Annotated in this window: 21 protein-coding genes; 12 read left to right on the top strand and 9 right to left on the bottom strand. The window is 74.2% G+C overall.

The genetic code is table 11. The features are described from left to right. Nucleotides 1–84: 84 nt before the first annotated feature. The gene (locus tag OUQ99_RS14930; RefSeq protein WP_267950062.1) at nucleotides 85–1,041 is read left to right on the top strand and encodes an ABC transporter substrate-binding protein; all 957 of its coding nucleotides are present in this window, start codon (nucleotides 85–87) and stop codon (nucleotides 1,039–1,041) included. Between the two features lie 59 nt (nucleotides 1,042–1,100). Beyond that, the gene (locus OUQ99_RS14925) at nucleotides 1,101–2,729 is read left to right on the top strand and encodes a thiamine pyrophosphate-dependent enzyme (protein ID WP_267950061.1); all 1,629 of its coding nucleotides are present in this window, start codon (nucleotides 1,101–1,103) and stop codon (nucleotides 2,727–2,729) included. Between the two features lie 52 nt (nucleotides 2,730–2,781). On the opposite strand, the gene OUQ99_RS14920 is transcribed toward OUQ99_RS14925, so the two are convergent. From OUQ99_RS14920 to OUQ99_RS14900, 5 genes are all read right to left on the bottom strand, one after another. After that, the gene (locus tag OUQ99_RS14920) at nucleotides 2,782–3,285 is read right to left on the bottom strand and encodes a GNAT family N-acetyltransferase (protein ID WP_267950060.1); all 504 of its coding nucleotides are present in this window, start codon (nucleotides 3,283–3,285) and stop codon (nucleotides 2,782–2,784) included. Nucleotides 3,286–3,406: 121 nt separating this feature from the next. After that, on the bottom strand, nucleotides 3,407–4,051 hold the full coding sequence (locus OUQ99_RS14915; protein ID WP_267950059.1) for a response regulator: 645 nt from the start codon (nucleotides 4,049–4,051) through the stop codon (nucleotides 3,407–3,409). Beyond that, on the bottom strand, nucleotides 4,048–5,085 hold the full coding sequence (locus OUQ99_RS14910; protein ID WP_267950058.1) for a sensor histidine kinase: 1,038 nt from the start codon (nucleotides 5,083–5,085) through the stop codon (nucleotides 4,048–4,050). Before OUQ99_RS14910 ends, OUQ99_RS14915 begins: the two co-directional genes overlap by 4 nt. A gap of 181 nt (nucleotides 5,086–5,266) precedes the next feature. Then, entirely contained in the window at nucleotides 5,267–6,052 is a 786-nt protein-coding gene (locus OUQ99_RS14905) for a hypothetical protein (RefSeq protein WP_267950057.1), read from the bottom strand. Nucleotides 6,053–6,392: 340 nt separating this feature from the next. Beyond that, nucleotides 6,393–6,836 (bottom strand): winged helix-turn-helix transcriptional regulator, encoded by a 444-nt coding sequence (locus tag OUQ99_RS14900; protein ID WP_267950056.1) that lies wholly within the window; start codon nucleotides 6,834–6,836, stop codon nucleotides 6,393–6,395. Between the two features lie 130 nt (nucleotides 6,837–6,966). Between OUQ99_RS14900 and OUQ99_RS14895 the strand changes: the two genes are divergently transcribed. Continuing rightward, nucleotides 6,967–7,839, top strand: coding sequence for an oxidoreductase (locus OUQ99_RS14895; protein ID WP_267950055.1), 873 nt, complete (start codon nucleotides 6,967–6,969; stop codon nucleotides 7,837–7,839). 13 nt (nucleotides 7,840–7,852) lie between these two features. Here OUQ99_RS14895 and OUQ99_RS14890 read toward each other — a convergent pair whose 3' ends face one another. After that, nucleotides 7,853–8,410, bottom strand: a complete 558-nt coding sequence (locus OUQ99_RS14890) for a putative immunity protein (protein ID WP_267950054.1) — start codon at nucleotides 8,408–8,410, stop codon at nucleotides 7,853–7,855. 188 nt (nucleotides 8,411–8,598) lie between these two features. Further along, nucleotides 8,599–9,528 carry a LysR family transcriptional regulator gene (locus OUQ99_RS14885; RefSeq protein WP_267950053.1) on the bottom strand — a complete coding sequence of 310 codons (930 nt, stop codon included), beginning with the start codon at nucleotides 9,526–9,528 and terminating at the stop codon, nucleotides 8,599–8,601. Between the two features lie 97 nt (nucleotides 9,529–9,625). Between OUQ99_RS14885 and OUQ99_RS14880 the strand changes: the two genes are divergently transcribed. From OUQ99_RS14880 to OUQ99_RS14860, 5 genes are all read left to right on the top strand, one after another. Then, on the top strand, nucleotides 9,626–9,835 hold the full coding sequence (locus OUQ99_RS14880; protein WP_267950052.1) for a hypothetical protein: 210 nt from the start codon (nucleotides 9,626–9,628) through the stop codon (nucleotides 9,833–9,835). A 92-nt stretch (nucleotides 9,836–9,927) separates the two neighbouring features. After that, on the top strand, nucleotides 9,928–10,626 hold the full coding sequence (locus OUQ99_RS14875) for a metal-dependent transcriptional regulator (RefSeq protein WP_267950051.1): 699 nt from the start codon (nucleotides 9,928–9,930) through the stop codon (nucleotides 10,624–10,626). A gap of 142 nt (nucleotides 10,627–10,768) precedes the next feature. Then, nucleotides 10,769–11,593 carry a class I SAM-dependent methyltransferase gene (locus tag OUQ99_RS14870; protein ID WP_267950050.1) on the top strand — a complete coding sequence of 275 codons (825 nt, stop codon included), beginning with the start codon at nucleotides 10,769–10,771 and terminating at the stop codon, nucleotides 11,591–11,593. A 173-nt stretch (nucleotides 11,594–11,766) separates the two neighbouring features. After that, nucleotides 11,767–12,789: a DUF6924 domain-containing protein gene (locus OUQ99_RS14865; protein ID WP_267950049.1), complete on the top strand. Its 1,023-nt coding sequence runs from the start codon at nucleotides 11,767–11,769 to the stop codon at nucleotides 12,787–12,789. Nucleotides 12,790–12,927: 138 nt separating this feature from the next. Beyond that, nucleotides 12,928–13,827, top strand: a complete 900-nt coding sequence (locus tag OUQ99_RS14860; RefSeq protein ID WP_267950048.1) for an aminoglycoside phosphotransferase family protein — start codon at nucleotides 12,928–12,930, stop codon at nucleotides 13,825–13,827. Nucleotides 13,828–13,874: 47 nt separating this feature from the next. On the opposite strand, the gene OUQ99_RS14855 is transcribed toward OUQ99_RS14860, so the two are convergent. Next, nucleotides 13,875–14,114 carry a hypothetical protein gene (locus OUQ99_RS14855; protein ID WP_267950047.1) on the bottom strand — a complete coding sequence of 80 codons (240 nt, stop codon included), beginning with the start codon at nucleotides 14,112–14,114 and terminating at the stop codon, nucleotides 13,875–13,877. A 197-nt stretch (nucleotides 14,115–14,311) separates the two neighbouring features. Here OUQ99_RS14855 and OUQ99_RS14850 point away from each other — a divergent pair, with 197 nt between their 5' ends. Next, the gene (locus OUQ99_RS14850) at nucleotides 14,312–14,650 is read left to right on the top strand and encodes a hypothetical protein (RefSeq protein WP_267950046.1); all 339 of its coding nucleotides are present in this window, start codon (nucleotides 14,312–14,314) and stop codon (nucleotides 14,648–14,650) included. Between the two features lie 68 nt (nucleotides 14,651–14,718). On the opposite strand, the gene OUQ99_RS14845 is transcribed toward OUQ99_RS14850, so the two are convergent. After that, entirely contained in the window at nucleotides 14,719–15,669 is a 951-nt protein-coding gene (locus tag OUQ99_RS14845) for a phosphotransferase (RefSeq protein WP_267950045.1), read from the bottom strand. Here OUQ99_RS14845 and OUQ99_RS31710 point away from each other — a divergent pair. The 3 genes from OUQ99_RS31710 (at nucleotide 15,553) to OUQ99_RS14830 (ending at nucleotide 17,845) form a co-directional block, all read left to right on the top strand. Further along, nucleotides 15,553–15,933 (top strand): DUF397 domain-containing protein, encoded by a 381-nt coding sequence (locus tag OUQ99_RS31710; RefSeq protein ID WP_431061508.1) that lies wholly within the window; start codon nucleotides 15,553–15,555, stop codon nucleotides 15,931–15,933. The genes OUQ99_RS14845 and OUQ99_RS31710 overlap by 117 nt on opposite strands. A 120-nt stretch (nucleotides 15,934–16,053) precedes the next feature. Further along, on the top strand, nucleotides 16,054–17,202 hold the full coding sequence (locus OUQ99_RS14835) for an MFS transporter (RefSeq protein ID WP_267950044.1): 1,149 nt from the start codon (nucleotides 16,054–16,056) through the stop codon (nucleotides 17,200–17,202). 61 nt (nucleotides 17,203–17,263) lie between these two features. After that, nucleotides 17,264–17,845 carry a hypothetical protein gene (locus OUQ99_RS14830; RefSeq protein WP_267950043.1) on the top strand — a complete coding sequence of 194 codons (582 nt, stop codon included), beginning with the start codon at nucleotides 17,264–17,266 and terminating at the stop codon, nucleotides 17,843–17,845. Nucleotides 17,846–17,898 lie beyond the last annotated feature (53 nt).

Here is a 17,898-nt window from a genome sequence, read left to right as displayed (position 1 = left end):
CCTGTCGTGAGTTCGGGCCCCGCCCCCACCGGCCCCCCGGCGCGGCGACCCCTCCCCGACCGCCGACCGACTCAGGAGACACAGATGCGCCGACAGTCGACCGCCCTCAGCTGTATCGCCGTACTCGTCCTCGCCACGGCCTGCTCCGGCGGCGGTGGCGAGGAGGACGGGGAGGGCGGCCTGCGCCGGATCACCGCGGGCGCCATCCCCATCGTGGACGTGGCGCCCCTCCACCTCGGCGTCGACCAGGGCTTCTTCGCCGACCGCGGCATCGACCTGGAGATCCAGCCGGGCTCGGGCGGGGCCGCCGCCATCCCCGGCGTGGTCAGCGGGAACTTCGAGTTCGCCTTCGGCAACACCGTCTCCCTCCTCGTCGCCCGGGACCAGGGGCTGCCCCTCAAGGTGTTCGCCAACGGCGTCTCCAGCAACGGGGAGCAGGGCGCGGACTTCAGCGCCGTGTTCGTCCGCGACGACAGCCCCGTGGAGACCGCCGCCGACCTGGAGGGCATGACGGTCGCCGCCAACAACCTCCTCAACATCGGCGACACCACCGTCCGGGAGTCCGTCCGCGAGGCGGGCGGCGACCCCTCCGACATCGAGTTCGTCGAGATGGCGTTCCCCGACATGGTCCCCGCCCTGGAGAACGGCCGGATCGACGCCGCCTGGCTCGTCGAGCCCTTCACCACCGCCGCCCTCGACGCGGGCAACCGCGAGATCGCCTCCAACTTCGTGGACACCCACCCCGAGCTGTCCGTGGCCGCCTACTTCACCTCCGAGGAGATGCTGGCCCGGGAACCCGAACTCGTCGACGACGTCGAGGCCGCCCTCCAGGAGTCCTTCGCCTACGCCGAGGCCAACCCCGACGAGGTGCGCCGCATCCTCGGCGAGTACACCGAGATCGACGGGGCCGCCCTGACCGACATCCGCCTGCCCCGCTGGCCCGAGGCCGTCAACGAGGAGTCCGTGGGCGTCCTCGCCGACCTGATGCTGGAGGACGGCCTGATCGGGACCGAGGCCGACCTGGCCGCCCTGTACCGCTGACCGGGACGCCCACCGCCGAGCCGGGCCGTCCCGTCCGCACCGACCGAGAGAGGGGCGCCGTGCCCGAGCAGACGAGGCCGACCGTGCGCGAGCAGACCCTGGGGGCCATGCGCGAGCTGGGGATGACCACGGTCTTCGCCAACCCCGGCTCCACCGAGGTCCCGTTCCTGGTGGACCTGCCCGACGACATCGACTTCGTCCTGGGACTGCACGAGGGTTCCGTGGTCGGCATGGCCACGGGCTGGGCCCTCGCCCGCGACCGGCCCGCGATGGTGCTGCTGCACACCACCGCCGGCCTGGGCAACGCGGTCGGCGCCCTGGCCACGGCGCGCGTCAACCGCGCGCCGCTCGTGGTCCTGGTCGGCCAGCAGGACCGCCGCCACCTGGAACACGAGCCCTTCCTGGCCGGACGGCTCGAAGGCCTCGCCGGGGACTACCCGGTCGCGGTCCACCGGCCCCCGCGCGCCCAGGACGTGCCCGCAGCCGTCGTGCGCGCCCACCACGAGGCCTCGCACGGACGCGGCCCCGCCCTGGTCGTCGTGTGCATGGACGACTGGTCGCATCCGGTGGACCCCGGACAGCCCCGGGCCGCGGCGGTGCGGGTGGCCCGCCCCGCGCACGTGGCCCCCGACGACGGTGCGGCGGCCGAGGTCGCCGCGCTCCTGGACGGCGCCGCACACCCCGCCCTGGTGGTGGGGGCCGGCGCCGACAGCACGCCCGCGTGGGCCGCCCTGACGGCACTCGCCGAACGGTTGGGCGCCCCCGTCTACCAGGAGAGCTTCGGCGCCCGCGCCGGGTTCCCCCAGGACCACCCGCTGTTCGCCGGACACCTGCCCGCCGAGCGCTCACGGCTGCGGGAGGCGCTGCGCGGCCACGACGCGGTGTTCACGGCGGGCGCCCCGGTCTTCCGCCAGTACATCTACGCGGACGGCCCCCTCGTGGTCCCCGGCACCCGCCTGGCGATGGTCTCCGAGGACCCTGCGGAGGCCCACCGCGGGCCCGCGGGGATCGCCGTCATCGCCCCGGTCGCGCCCTTCACGGCGGTGGTCGCGGACCTGGTGCGCGAACGCCCCGTGTCACCGGCGCCCCGACCGGCGGCGGCCCCTGAGGAGACGGCGCCGCCGGCGGAGGGCGAGCCGCTGCGCGCGGCCCACGTCCTGCGGGCGCTGGCCGAACGGATCGCACCGGACACGGTCGTGGTCGAGGAGACCCCCTCCAGCCGGCCTCAGCTGCACCGGTTGCTGCCCGCCCGCGCCCCGCTGGGCTTCCTGTCGGCCGCCATGGGCGGGCTCGGCTTCGCGCTCCCCGCCGCCACCGGGGTCCGCATGGCCGCCCCCGGGCGCCCCGTGGTCGCGGTCGTCGGCGACGGGTCCGCGCTGTACCAGGTGCAGGCGCTGTGGAGCGCCCACCGCTACCGGGCCGGGGTCCTCTTCGTCGTCCTGGCCAACGGCCGCTACGCGATCATGGACCGCCTCGCCGAGCACAGGGGAGGCAAGCCGCCCTGGCCCGCGTTCGGCGAGGTCTCCCTGGCGGCCCTCGCCCGGGGGCTGGGCTGCCCGGCGGTGGAGGTCCGCGCCCACGGCGACCTGGTGCGGGTCCTGGACGAGGTCGTCCCCGGGCTCGCCGACCGCGACGAGCCGCTGGTCCTGGACGTGGCCGTGGTCCCGGACCCCACCTTCGCGCCCTGAGGGCGCCCGCGCCGGAGGAGGCACCGCGCGCACGCGTGGAGGCCCGGGGCGGTCAACCCCGGCCGAGGTCGAGGCGGTAGACGACGCTGGACCGGCCGGAGCCCTCGAACCGGCCCTCGCCGACCACCCGCCATCCCGTGGACCCGTAGAGGGCGCGGGCGGCCGCGTTGTCGGGGAGGACCTCCAGGGTGACCGCGTCAGACGTCCCCGACAGGCGGTCCAGGGTGGCGGCCAGGAGGCGGCGTCCCCATCCGCGCCCCCGACGGCCGGGGTCCAGCGCGAGGAAGGCCAGGTGCGCGGTGCGCGACGGGTCCCCGGCGGCGGGCGGGAAGCTCAGCGAGAACCCGGCCGGGTCGCCGCCCTCCACGGGGCGCGCTACGAGGAGCAGGTGGGGCGGCGTGCCGAGCTTGCGCAGCACCCGGTCCCTGTCGGCGGGGTCGGGTGCCGTTCCGTCGCGGTGGGCGAGGGCGCGCGTCCACAGGTCGGCGCAGGCGGCGTGCTCGTTCTCGGTTCCCGGGACGACGCCGGGCCAGGGATCGCGGTGGGGAGCGCTCATCCGCGTGATGCTAGCGGAGCCGTGCCGTGCCCGACCCGGGACCGGACGGACTCCGGGGCCCGGCAGGTAACCGAAGATCCCCGCCGTACCACGAACCCCGGGGCTCCGGACGGGTGCGCTCTCACCGCTCGGCATCGCGCACGAGCAGGGCGATCTGGACCCGGTTGGCCAGACCCAGTTTGGCCAGGGACCGGCTGACGTGGGCCTTGACCGTGGTCTCGGTCATCACCAGCTCCCGGGCGATCTCCGCGTTGGCCAGCCCCCGGGCCACACCGTCGACGACGTCACGCTCCCGTGCGGTGAGCCTCGCCAAACGGTCCTGGGCGTCGCGCACTCCGGCGGGGCGGCGTTCGGCGAAGGCGTCGGCCAATCGACGGGTGAGGGCCGGGGCGAGGATCGCGGTGCCGTCGACCACCGCGCGGACGGCCGTTATCAGTTCACGGGGACCGCTGCCCTTGAGCAGGAACCCCGCAGCCCGCGCGCGCAGGGCGCCGTACACGTATTCGTCCAGGTCGAACGTGGTCAGCATGACGACCTTGGGCGGAGCGGGCTCGCGGTTGATCGCCTTGAGCGCCGCCACCCCGTTCATCCGGGGCATGCGGACGTCCATCAGGACCACGTCCGGCTGGAGGCTTCGGACGGCGGCGAGTGCCTCGGCGCCGTCCGCGACCTCGCCCACGACCTCCAGGTCGTCGGCCGTCTCCAGGATCATCCGCAGTCCGGTGCGGACCAGCGTCTCGTCGTCGGCGAGGAGGACCCGGATCATGTCGGCAGCCTCGCCCACACCCGGAACCCGCCCTCAGGGGTCGGCGCCGCCCGGAAGTCGCCGCCGAGTGCCTCGACGCGTTCGCGCAACCCGATGAGGCCTGACCCGGCCCCGGGCAGGGCCAGGGGAGCCCGCTCGGGCGGTGTGTTCTCGACTTCGACCTCGACGGCTTCGGGCTCCCGGCGCACCGCTACGCGGGCCGCGGCACCCCCCGCGTGCTTGTGCACGTTGGTCAGCGCCTCCTGCACGACCCGGTACACGGCGTGCTCCTCGACGAGGTCGCCCGTGTCTGCTCCGCTCCCGTCCGGAACTTCCAGCTCGACCGGGACGCCCGCCGACCGTGACCGGTCGACCAGCTCCGCCAGGTCCGCGAGTGCGGGCGGGGGGCTCAGAAGGTCCGGGGCGCCGGACGCGGCCTCCCCCGACCGACCGAGCACCCCGAGCACCTGGCGCAGTTGGAGGAGGGCGTCCTGGCCGGTCCGGCGGATCAGCTCCGCCTCTGCCGCGGTGGCCCCGTCAGACGCGCCGACCTCCAGAGCCCCGGCCCGCAGCACGATGAGCGACACCCGGTGCGCGACGACGTCGTGCATGTCGCGGGCGATCCGGGTCCGTTCCTCGGCACGGGCCTGCGCGGCCAAGGCGGACCGCTCACGTTCGAGCCGGTCGGCCCTCTCCACCAGCCCGGCCAGCACCTGGGCGCGAACGGCGGTCCACGCCCCCAGGGCCAGTGGCAGCCACACGAACAGGGGTGCGTTGCCGAGAGCCGAGCCCCAGTCCACACCGGGCCGCGGGACCACGGACAGGAAGGTCGTCCCCGTAGCGACCGAGGCAACGACCGGAGACCGGCCGTGGACCGCCACGAGGTAGAGGGCGATGGCGGTCACCGGACCGGGGGCTCGGAGCACGGCGTCCACTGCTGCCAGCGCCACCAGCGGCCAGACCGGGTGCGGTGCCGTCCGGACAGCGGCTGCGGCCGCCACACCGACCACCAGGGCCGCGGCGACGCCGGGCACCGCGGTGAACCCGGTCACCATTGCGGCGTGGGACGGCGGTTGAAGCAGGGGATAGAAGGCACCGCAGAACGCCCCCAGGGGGAGGACGACGGATACCGCCCTGCCGAGCAACCGGTCGACGCGGCCGAACCGAGGGCGGGTACGGCACTCGGCACTCACCCGCCACACCCTAGCCGCAGCGCCGCCGCCCACCACCGCCCGGTCACCAGCTGAGAAGGCGCGACCACGTGTTCGCGGGCGCTCCGCTTCGCTCCGCCGCGCGGTCGGGCGCCGCCCTCCTCAGAACACGGACCCCGAGCGGTGCGAACACCAGCCCTGCCGCTGCCGCCGCGACAGCGCAGTCGAACAGTGTCGCCTCCTTCAGCACCCCGGTCCAGAGCGCTCCCCACAGCAGCAGCAGGACGGTGCGGCCCGTGCCGAGCACCTCCGAGCGGTGGGCCCCGACCGCCAGCAGCAGCACGCCGGCGTACTGGCCGAAGTACGCGGTCACCGGCACACGCCACGGACCGTAGGCGAGATCGGCGTAGGCGGCGCTCACGGTCGCCGTCGCCGGACCGAGGCCGAGGTCGTCCACCAGGGCGAAGGCGGTCGCGTCGACGCCCACCGAGTACATGCGGCCGAGCAGCCCGAGCGCGATCAGCGCGGCGCCCGTCGTCGCAAGGCGCGGAGACCTCGGAGCGACCAGGCGTGCGAGGGCGGCGAACGCGAGGACCAGCAGCATGGCCCCCGAGGCGAACAGGGCCTGTGCGGCCGTGGCCAGTAGGGGCGACTCCGCGTAGGCGGCGAGCTGGGAGGGCGCCATGAAGGGTTGAGCCTCGAACGCGCGCAGCTCCGCCTCGGTGAAGGCGCCTCCGCGCAGGGCGAGGTAGCGCAGGAACAGGCCGGCGCACCACAGGAGCGGAGCGGCGATGAGCGCCGCGCCGCCGATGCGGCGGCCGGGGAATCCGGAGAGGTCCGGCGCCCGATCGGTCTTGTGGAGAGTGGTCATGCGCCCAGCCTGGGTCGCGCGGCGCGCGGGCGCATTCTCCTTTCGTGACCGGAGCCGTCTCTTTGGTCGGGGGTCGGGCCGGCCGCCCCGGTCGGGAAGCCTGGCCCCGGGGAGGGGCCGGGCCTGCTCGCCGCGGTCGGCGCGCCCATCCGTCGGCGCGCCGGAGGGGCGCGTCCGGATCCGCCCCGGCACGGGAGGCGCGCCGGGGCCGGGAGGGCCCTCGGGAGGAGCGGTCCGGCTGCTGGCGGCGGCACTCCGCGTGACGCGGGCGGCTCGGGCCGAGCGGGCAGAAGCGGCAGGCGGGCCGATGCGCCGCCTCCGCTTCGCGGGACGGGGTGGTTCAGGCGTCGCGGGCGTCGTGCGCCTCGCGGTTGGCGAGCACGTCGTCCATGTGCGCCTCGGCCCAGGCCTTGATGGTGCGCACCGCCCCGTGCAGTGAGAGACCGAGGTCGGTCAGCTCGTAGGTGACCGTGACGGGCACGGTCGGCACGGCGGTGCGGATGAGGAGCCCGTCGCGCTCCAGCGAGCGCAGCGTCTGGGTGAGCATCTTCTGGCTGACGCCCGCCAGCCGGCGCGACAGCTCCGAGTAGCGCATCGGCCGGGGCTCGCCGGAGCCGTCGGGACCCGGCCGGGGCGAACCGCCCCCGCCCAGGGCGCACAGGATCAGCGTGACCCATTTGTCGGAGATGCGGTCGAGCAGTTGACGACTGGGACACACCGCCAGGAAGGCGTCGTACTCGGCCTTGGCCTGTGCCCTCTTCTGTGCCGCCGTCCTCGTCGCCATCGCCTGCTCCCCTCACCCGTGGGTGACTTACGCACCCTGAAGTGCCTACTTCCCAGAGGGAAGTTGCCTTCCCATACTGATGCAAGGAGCCCTCGGGAACCACCCCCTGACCGCGACGAAAGGCAAGAACATGAACACGCCCTCCACCCCCCTCCCCGGCGGCACCTGGGACCTGGGAGAGCTGTCCGTCTCCCGGTTCGGCTACGGAGCCATGCAGCTCGCCGGCCCCGGGGTCATGGGCCCGCCGACCGACCGCGACGCCGCACTCGCCGTCCTGCGCGCGGCCGTCGACCTCGGCATCACGCACATCGACACCGCCGGCGCCTACGGGCCGCGCTTCACCAACCAGCTCATCCGGGAAGCGCTGCACCCCTACCCCCCGGAGCTGCACCTGGTGACCAAGGTCGGCGCCGACCGCGACCGGAACGGCGGCTGGCCTCCGGCCCGCGAGCCCGAGGACCTGCGCCGCGCCGTCCACGAGAACCTCGACGACCTCGGCCTCGACGTGCTCGACCTGGTCAACCTCCGACTCGGTGACGCCCAGGGGCCCCGCCCCGGCTCGCTCGCCGCGCCCCTCGCGGCCCTCGTCGAACTCCAGCAGCAGGGCCTGATCCGGCACCTGGGGGTGAGCAACGCGACGGCGGAGCAGGTCGCCGAGGCGCGCGCCATGGCGCCGATCGTGTGCGTGCAGAACATGTACAACCTCGCCCACCGCCGGGACGACGAGCTGATCGACGAACTCGCCGGACAGGGCGTCGCCTACGTGCCCTTCTTCCCGCTCGGCGGCTTCAGCCCCCTCCAGTCCTCGTCGCTCTCCGCCGTGGCCGACCGCCTGGACGCGACGCCGATGTCGGTGGCCCTGGCCTGGCTGCTCCGGCGGTCGCCGAACATCCTGCTCATCCCCGGGACCTCGTCGAGGGCGCACCTGCGCGAGAACGCCGCCGGCGCGGGGCTCCGGCTCTCCACCGAGGACCTCGCCGAGCTGGACGGGATCGGCCGCTGACAGGGTCCCTGCGTCAGCGCGCCGGCGGGGACCGCCGGAGGGACGCGTCCAACCGGCGGACGAGTTCCCCGATGCGCCCGCCGCCGGGCGGGGCGTCGGGGTAGCGTCCCAGGACGTCCACGACGACGGGGGTGGCGAGGAGTCCCAGCCGCGCGAGGTGGTCGTCGGCGGCGTCGGGACCGTCCCCGGAGGAGAGTTCGAGTGCGTGCGCGGTGTAGGCGGCCGACGCGAGGATGTGCTTGACCTGGGTCGCCTTGGCCAGGGGGTGGAGGAACGCCGCACCGCACGTGTTGGCGGCGGCGCGCGCGGCGGCGCTCGCCGCTCCCCGGCCCGCGTCGCGGGTCTCCTGGGCCGCGCGGTGCGCCGCCCACGCGTTGTCGCGGATCGCCTTGGTCCGCTCGGCCCCGTCCGCGAACGCCAGTGCCGCCTCGATCGCGGCCCGGGGGCGCCGGTCGCCGGGGCGCTCGCGCTCGAAGAGCGCCAGTGAGGGGCGCGCGCACGCCACCGTGAAGCCGGTGACCTCTCGGAGTTCGGCCCGGTCGAGTTCGATGGCCGTGGAGGCGTCCGCCATGGTGCCGCCCTTCTGCGGAGGGGAAGAGACACCTTGATTTTATCTGTGAAACACCGGTGTAAGCTTTGCCGCCTTTCACGCCTGCCAGAAAGGCACAACCCTCAAAACGTGGTGAGGAACGGACATCTGCCCGACGTCGGCGTCGGGCGCAGGCGGTCAGGCGGTCAGGCGGTCAGGCGGTCAGGCGGTCAGGCGGGGACGGCGGTGGAGACGGCGGCGGTGGCGGCGAGCCTCTGGAGCTCCTCCTGGGCGGCGGCCACCGCGGGGTTGCGGCGCGATCCCTCCCGGACGCACGTGAGCATCTTGCGCGCCGGGACGTAGGGGCCCTCCAGGAGCACCCGTGCGATGGGCAGGCCGGGGGAGAGGTCGTTCATGCGTGGAATGAGGGCCACTCCCAGATCGTGCGCGACCAGGCTGGCGACGGCTCCCCAGTTCAGGGCCTGGTGGGAGCCGTCGGGGGTGAAACCGACCGCGGCGCAGGCGGTCATGGTGTGCGCGTGGCAGGTCGTGCCGGGGGTCGGCAGGATCCACGACTCGGCGGCGGTCTCGGCCAGCGCCACGCTCTCCCTCCCCGCGAGGCGGTGGCGGTCGGACACCACGAGGTCGAACACGTCGTCCAGGAGCGGGGTCTGGTCGAAACGGGCGTCGGTGCGGGGCGGCGCTCCCGGCGCGGCCTCGATGACCGTCAGCTCGATCTCCCCCTGGAAGAGCAGGTCCAGGCACTCCCCGGGCTCGGCCTCCAGGACGCGCACGTCGAGCTGGGGGTGGCGGGCGGTCAGGGCCGCGGCCATGGGGGCGAGAAGCCGGGACAGCGCCATGGGGAAGGCGGCCACCCGCAGGAGCCCGGAGGGCTCGGTGCCCAGCCCGCGCATCTCGATCTCGGCCTGCTCCCACCGCGTGTGGATGGCGTCGGCGTGGTCGAGCAGGGTGCGGGCGGCGGGTGTGAGCCGCACGCCCCGTCCGTTGGGCTCCAGGAGCGTGACGCCGAGTTCCCTGCCCAGCTGGCGGATCTGCTGGGAGGCGGCGGAGGGGGTGAAGTGCAGGGCTCCGGCGGCGGCGGTCACGGTTCCGTAGTGGGCGACGGCCCGCAGGATACGGAGGCGCCTGAGATCGATCATGTACCTGATTCTTCACATAACCATGCGGAAATTCAACCTGGACATTAACGGTTTCGGCCGTGAGGCTGATGTGAGACCCCGATGGAGAAGGTGTGCGATGACGACTCTCTGCCCCCACTGCGGATGGCCCGACGACCAGCCGTTCCTGGTGGTGTCCCGGCATGCCACGGGCCTCGGCCTGACCGTGTGGGTGCGTTGCGCCTGCGGTTCCGTGCAGGTTCGCGAGGTCGGCCCGGCCGGGGCGCGGATCGTCTCGCGGGGGCGTCCGGCACTGGGGCCGCCGTCCGGTCAGAACTGCCCGGGGTGAGGCCCTTCGCGGCTGTTCGGGGAGGTTCGGGCCCCGTCCACAGGGCGGCCGGAAATCGTTTCCGGCGGGCGGTCCGCGATACGGTTATGGCCATGGGGAACACACCGGCACGGCCGTCCACGTCGGCCGAGGACTACGTGAAGGTCGTCTACGACCTACAGGAGCGCGGCACCGGCCCGGTGACGATCTCCGGGATGGCCGAACGCCTGTCGGTGTCCAACTCCTCGGTCTCGGGCATGCTCCGCAAGCTCACCGAGCTCGGCCTGGTCGAGCACCAGCGCTACGGCGCGGTCAACCTCACCGAGGCCGGGACCAGGGCCGCGCTGTCGGTGCTGCGCCGACACCGCCTCCTGGAGACCTACCTGGTCGCCGAGCTGGGCTACTCGTGGGACGAGGTCCACGACGAGGCCGAGATCCTCGAACACGTCGTGTCGGACAAGTTCGTCGACCGTATCGCCGCCCACCTGGGAAACCCCGTGGTGGATCCCCACGGCGACCCCATCCCGACCCGCGACGGGCACATCGTCGAGCGCGAGTCCGTGCTGCTGTCCAACGCCGACGAGGGCGTCAGCGGCGTCATCGTGCGGGTCAACGACACCGACCCCGAACTGCTCCGCTACCTCGCCGACATCGAGATCGGCATCGGGATGAACGTGGAGGTGGTCGAGCGCCAGCCCTTCGCGGGGTCCCTCCAGATCGCGGTGCGCCCCGACGAGGGCGCCCCCGAGCGCTCCCAGGCCCTCGGCCTCGTGGCCGCCGAGGCCCTGTGGATCAGCCCCGAGACCAAGTAGCGCCCGGTACCGGGGGCGCCCCGCCCGGGCCCGGCGCCGGCCACCGGGAGGGCGCCGGGACACGGTCGCCGGTTCCGCGCGTCCGGCGGACGGTAACGGGTAGGGAACCGGTCACCGATCGCCGGACGAGAGGACACCGGGCATGGGCGAGGGCGGATCCGGAAACCGCGCGACGGACAAGGTCGACGTCCGCCTGGGCAAGGTCGAGAGCACCCTGCTGTGGACCGTCCACCACAAGGTCCTCGACTTCCGCAACACCGAACCGGTCCTCGGCGACGTGTGGGCCGTGGACGTGATGGACCGCCTGGAGTTCGACCGGCGCCACCTCCGGGGCACCTCGGGGGACCGCTACATGGTCCTGCTGCGCGCCCGCCGCATCGACGCGTGGGTGCGCGAGTGGATCGCGGCGAACCCCGGGGGGACCGTCCTCCAGCTGGCCTGCGGGCTTGACGCCCGCGCCCTGCGCGTCGGCGCCCCCGAGCGGGGCCGCTGGATCGACACGGACCTTCCCGATGTCGTCGCCCTGCGCCGCAGGGTCCTGCCCGAGCCCCCGCGTTACCGGCTCCTCGCCGGATCGGCGACCGAGTCCGACTGGCTGGAGGAGATACCGACCGACGCGCCCGTCCTGGTGGTCGCCGAGGGCCTGGTGGAGTACCTGCGGCCGGAGGAGACCCATGCCCTGCTCGGCCGCCTCCTGGCGTGCTTCCCCGGCGGGGGCGAGATGGTGTTCGACGTCGTGTCCCCCCACGTGGGCCGCCTGGCCGGGGTGTTCGGCTGGCAGATGTACGGCCTGGAGGACCCCCGCCTGCCGGAGCGCTGGTATCCGGGGCTGTCGCTGACCGGCGACTACGAGGTGGTCGGGGACCACGCCTCCGTGCCCGAGCAGCCCTTCCGCTCCCTGTACCGGGTGCTGTCCCGGTGGCCGTGGACCCGGGGGTTGATGCGGGTGCTGCGCTTCCGCTTCTGAGCCGGCGGCGCGCCCCGCGCCCGCCGCGGCGGGTTCCGGTCGGACGGACCGGACGCGGGGGACCGCCGCCCGTGCCTTCGCGGGCGGGACGCCCGGTGCGGGAGGTCGGGCGGATCGTCGGTCCGCCCTGCTAGAACCGAGGGGACCCATCCCCTCCTGCGAAGCGGCCCCCGATGCACCCCACCCTGAACCTCCCCCCGGCCTCCGACGGCCCCCCGGCGCCCGGGCTCCTGATCGTGCGCACCGACTACGCCGACGCCGACGCCTGGGAGGACGTGCGCTCCCGCCTGGGCGACCTGCCCGGCGCGTACCCGCCCGGACCGGGCCCGGTGAGCGCCCGGGAAGCCGCGATCCTGGAGAAGAACCCCAAACACCTGGTCGTGGTGGACGACCCCGCCTGGAGCGGCGCCGGCCCCGACGAGGTCGGTGAGGCCCTGCACCGCGCCGGGGCGTGGACCCCCGGCCTGGTCCTGCTCGCCGACGGGACGACCATGGCCGACGCGCGCCTGCGCCCCCTGCTGGCATTCAGGGACGGGGAGGGCTCCTACCGGATCGGCCCGCGCGCCGCGGCCGTGTTCCACCTGCTGGCCCAGGCGCTCGACGAGGATTTCGCGGACGGCTTCGCGGAGGACGAGGGCTCCTCCCCGGAGCCCGACGACGTCTTCGGGGCCCGGCTGGAGCTCTCGGCCCGACCGGTCCCGTACCGGGCGCCGGACACGCGTATGGAACTGCTGCCCCGCACCGAGGACGCGCTGATCATCCGCACCGACCACACCGACGACGCGGTCTGGGAGGCCGTGGTCGCGGAGGTCCGGGCTCCCGTGCCGGACGGCGCCTTCCGGCAGGAGGGCGAGGAGGAAGAGTTCTACCACGCCTACGTGGACGTCCTCGACGACCCGCGGTACGCGGGGGCCACCACGGAGCAGATCCTCTCCCTGGTCCCGCGGGACTACGAGCACAACTTCCTGATCATCGCCGACAGGACGACCATGGGCGACCCGAGGCACCCGCTCCTGCTCGTGGACCTGTACGACGAGCCCGGCCTGTCCTTCCGCGCGGTCCCCGTGGCGATCCAGGCGATCGAGAACAACCTGTCCATCGCCAACATGGACTTCTCCGACTTCTACATCGACGAGGGGTACATCCAGTACTGGGAAGCCAGGGAGTCGCTCACCGACGAGCAGATCAGGTTGTGACACGGGGGCGGGGGAGGCGACGGTCCTCGTCCCCCTGCCGCCCCGCCGCTCCGAAAACCGGTGGACATGGGGTGTGCCGGGCGCTGTGATGGCTCCCGGCGCCCGTCGGACGCAGCGGGCCGACGGCTGGAGCTGCCCTTGACGACCGACACGCCCCCGGACACCCGCCCCTCCATCGACACCGCGCTCGTCAGGCGCCTGGTCGACACCCAGTTCCCGCAGTGGTCCGGACTCCCGCTCAGGCCGTTCGGCCCGGCCGGCTCGGACCACGTCATCCACCGCCTGGGCGAGGAGCTCTCGGTCCGGCTGCCACGCCACTCCGGCGCCCGCGGCCAGGCCCGCAAGGAGTTCGCGTGGCTGCCCCGGCTCGCCCCCCACCTGCCCCTGGCCGTGCCGGTCCCCGTGGCGGTGGGCGAACCCGGCCTCGGCTACCCGTGGCCGTGGGCGGTGTCGCGCTGGATGGACGGTGAGGCGGCGACCGTCGGGGCGCTGGGGGACTCCCGCGGCGCCGCCGTCGAACTGGCCGGGTTCCTGACCGCCCTCCAGCGGTTCGCCCCCGAAGGGGCCCCGTCCGACGGCGCGGACACGGCGGCCGAGGACAGGTCGTTGGCCGCGCGGGACCGGCAGACGCGGTCCGCCATCGCGGAGGCCGGCGGCGTGTTCGACGCCGCGGCCATGACCGGGCTGTGGGAGGCGGCGCTCGGCGCCCCCGGATGGGACCGGCCGCCCGTCTGGTTCCACGGCGACTTCCACACCGGAAACCTGCTGATGGACGACGGCAGCCTCAGCGCGGTCATCGACTTCGGCGAACTGGGGGTCGGGGACCCGGCGTGCGACCTGACCATCGCCTTCACCCTGATGTCGGCCGGGAGTCGGGCCGCCTTCCGCTCCGCGCTCGGTGTGGACGAGGCCACCTGGACCCGGGGGCGGGGCTGGGCGCTGGCCTCGGGGCTGAGCGCCTACACCGCCTACGCGGCACACGACGCGCGGGTCGCAGAGCAGACCACCCGCCAGATCGGCGAGGCCCTCGCCGGGTAGTGCCGCGGCCGTGGGGATCCACCGTCGCGGCCCGTGCGGAGCAGGGGTCACAGGGGCAGAGCGGCCAACAGCGCCGGTAGCGCCAGGAGGAGCATGAGGCATCCCCCGGCCGGCGGGGTGTTCCCCCGGGGCGCCTTCGCATCCAGGTCGGCGATCATGTGCGCCTGGGCCGGGCATCCCGGGGTCACGACGTCCTCGGGGCTGAACACGCGGCAGGGCAGGCCCGTCATGAACTCGCCGTCGTACTGCCGTCCGCACATGGAGCAGGTGGGGTCACTCGGCTTCATCGGCTCCGCCCTTCCCTCGACGGCCTGGTCCCGAGGTGCGACCACGCTACCCGCCCGCGGGCTCCGCGCAAGGGCGGCGACCACATCCGGTCAGGGGTCCGCGACGGGGTACTGGGTTCTCCCAGATCGGTGACGTGACGGCGGAACCGGGGGCCGGAGCGGATGTGACAGGAGAAGGGCCGCCCGGTACAACACTCGTGGACCATTCACGTTTTCCTCCACGAGGCGGGGGCGTCATCGTTTTCCACGGCAGGCGATTCGTCCACGGTTTCCTCTTCGGAGCGCTGGCGGGACTGGTCGTGCTGAATGCCGCCTTCGCCCTCACGTGGGCTTCGGTGCACATCGGCTACGGCGGGGTCTCCGACATGGGGGGCTTCCGCCTGTCGCACCATCCGAACCTCGGCCACCCCGTTCACCTGGACGTCAGGGAAGGACGTATCGGCGCCTTCCTCGCGCTGTGCGGGTTCACGGCCGCCGCGGCGAACCTCGTGCGGGGGAGGCGGGGCGAGGGCGCGGAACGGGTTCCGCGCCCCTGAGGAACGATGTGCGCCCCCGGCCGGGCCCGGCCACGGCGGGCTCCCCGGCCGGGACGGATCCTCCGGGGTCAGTCGGCCATCCCACCGGCGAACGGCGTCGTCCGCCACTGGTCGACGGCCGGCCCCAGGTACTCCACCAGCACGGGCAGCTGCGGTGCGAGGGCGAGGGCGGCGATGGCCCGCAGCATTCCCACGGCGTTCACGAAGCGCAGGACGTCCCCGTCCAGCTCCCGCACGCCGTTGCGCCGGGCTCCGCGGTCGTAGGCGGATTCGATCTCCGGGCCGAGCGCGGCCAGGTCCCATTCGACGGGGCCCAGGGTCACCAGCTCGAAGTCGGAGTAGAGGTCGCCGTCCGCCCCGGAGAAGATGTTCGCCGGAGGGGAGTCGCCGTGGATCGGCTGGATGCCGATCCCCGGGAACGCCTTCTCGAAGGCCGTGCGCGAACTCACGAGGGGCTCCAGGACACGCCATTCGCGGCGTGCGCGGTCCAGGTCGGACGGGTCGATGAGGTCGGGGCGCCCGTCGAGCCGGGCGAGGTCCTCGGCGAGGGTCTGCGGTTCGGCCGCGGACAGGAACGACAGGCGGCCCGGGTAGCCGCGCATCGCGGCGTGCAGTTTCGCGACGCTCTCGGCGTTCGCCGCGTAGTCGGGCTCCCTGCCCCGGTCCTCCTCGACGAACTGCCAGAACGTCATCGAGAACCCGTCGCGCCGCACCGGTTCCCGGGGGACGAGGGGGCTGGGAGGGATCACCGGCGTCCCCTGGGCCGCCAGCCACCGCGTCACGTCCAGTTCCGCGCGCTGGCGGTGCGCCAGGGCGTCGAGGTCCGTTCCGGGCGGCAGGACGACGGGGATCCGGGCCACGACCGGTGAGGGCGCGAGGTGGACCACGACGGAGAACAGGTCGTGGAGCACCCTCGCGTCGGTCACGGTGAGTCCGAGGTCGCGCCCCGCGCCGACGGCGGCGTCGACCGCGGCGGAGGCACGGCGAGCGGTCTCCTGCGGGGTCATGAAGTCGTTCATGGCCCGATCATCCCAGGGCCTCGGGTGGACGGGAGCACGGCCGACGCGCTGAACCGGGCGCCGGGGCCCGGCCCCCGGTTCGCGGAACGCGGTCCGGCACGTGCTCGGCACACGTCCAGCAACAGCGGCAAGTCGGGTGAGTGCGTCGAGGTGGCGGAGGGAGTTGTCACTGCAGTTCGGGACACGCGACACCGGGAACTGGGCCACCTCACGGTTCCTGCTGCGGAATGGTCCGCGCTGGTCAGCGCGGTACGCACCTCCTGACACCACGCGACGGAGACCGGGGCAGGCGAGGCCCGGAATTCCGCACTGCCTCTGTCCGAGGCGCGCGCTAGCGTTCCCGGTGTCGAAAACCCCCACCGACAGGCACCGGAGGCCGCCCCGATGGCTCGGAGCGAACACGGACCCCCGCGTCTCTACCGGGTCTGGCTGACCGGAGCAGGAGCGACGGCGCTCGGCACGCAGATACTCGTCTTCGGGCTCGTGTGGCACGCGGCCCTGATCGGTCCCGGCGCCGCCGCGGCCGTTCTCACGGCGCAGATCGTCCCCCGCGTACTGCTGACCCTGCACGGGGGCGCGCTCAGCGACCGTGTCGGGGCGCTGCCCGTCATGGTGGCCGCGAACGCGGTCCTGGGCGCGCTGGCGGCCGTGGGCGCACTGGCCATGTCCGTCGTCGATCCGGGGCCGGCCGCCATGGTCGCGACCGCTCTGGCCCTGGGCACGGTCGACGCGGTCAACATCCCGGCCTCGGCGTCGGTCCCCGAACTGCTGGTCCCCTCCGAGGCCATGGGCCGCGCCCTGGCGGCCCGGCAGATCGTCCTCCAGGGCGCGGTGCTGTGCGGGCCTCCGCTGGGAGGCGCGGCGATCACCTTCCTGGGGCTGCCCGCCACCTACGGGGCCGGGGTCCTGGGCTACCTGGTGATGCTCGCGGTACTGCGCCTCGTCGGCTCCCGGACACGGTTCCCGGCGTCCGCCGACGCCGGACCGGGCCTGAACCGCCAGGTCGGGGAGGGGCTGTCGACCGTGTTCGGCACACCGCTGCTGCGCGCGGTCGTGCTGCTCACCGGGGCCTTCGGGGTCGGCATGGCCGGTCCGACCGCCCTGGTCCTGTGGCGTGGCACCGCCCGGCGCGCCGGCCCGGCCGCCGCGCTGGGGATGGTCACCGCGGGAGCGGGGATCGCGGTCGCCGCCTTCGCTCCGGGACCGGTGGCGTTCTGCCTGGTGTCCTCACTCGTGGGGCTGGGCACCGGTGTCTTCTCCACCCACGTCGGGCCGCTGTTCATGGCCGCCTGCCCGAGCGGAGCCGTGGGGCGGGCCCACGCGGTGCTGACCCTCGCCCAGTGGCTGCCGCTCCTGGTGGCCAACCCGGTGATCGGCGTCCTCGCGCGGGCGCACCCGGTGTCCGTCCTCCTGCTCCTGTGGGGCGCCGGGGCGTGCGCGGCCGGGGCGGCGGCCCTGGGCACGCGTGCCTTCCGCACGGCGGTGCTGTCCGGCGGCACCCGACGGGGAGAACAGGAACCGGAGAACGGCTGAGGCCCGCACGCGCTTCGGGCAATCGCTTCCGCCTCCTCCGGCGACCTGCTTGAGTGGTCGCATGGACGCCACTCCCCATCCGCGCCACGATCCCGCCGTGGTCGCGCATGCCGCCCACGTCCTGGACCTCCTCGGCGGCCCCCTGACGCCCGTGGAGGTCCCGATGCCGGGGCGGCCTCCGGTCCATGCCCCTGCCTATGGTCCGCCCGTCGAACGTCCCTACCGCCGACACGACGGCGAGCACCAACACCCCCCGCTCCCCACCGGACCGCCCCGGAGCAGGGGCCTGTTCTCCCGGCTCGCGTCCCTGGTCAGGCGGCCGCCCGGACCGGCCGGGGCGCCGCCGGGCGGGCCCGGTGGACCCACCGGGGAACGCAGGGACCTCACCCGCAGCCTGGCCAGGTACCGTGCCGCCCCCACCGAGGACCACCACCTCGTTCTCCTGGAGAGCATCTCCAAGAGCCTGGACGCCTACGTGGAGCTCCAGGAACAGCGCGCCCGTGCCGAACGCGAGCAGGCCGAGCAGGCGCACCGGTCGGCGGTGGCGGCGCACCGCGTAGCGGTGGCCGGGATGGTCTTCGGCGCGGCGGGCTGGCTCGTGGCCCTGGCGCAGCTGCTCCTCTCCCTCCTCGGGGGCGGGTAGCCCTGATCCGGGTGGGCGCGCCGGAGGGCCGGCCCCGCGGACGGGACCCGGGG

The sequence above is a fragment of the Streptomonospora nanhaiensis genome, assembly GCF_026642255.1.
Classification (GTDB): Bacteria; Actinomycetota; Actinomycetes; order Streptosporangiales; family Streptosporangiaceae; genus Nocardiopsis; species Nocardiopsis tropica.
Note: the sequence above shows the minus strand (reverse complement) of the source record. Positions and strands in the feature narration are given on the sequence as shown.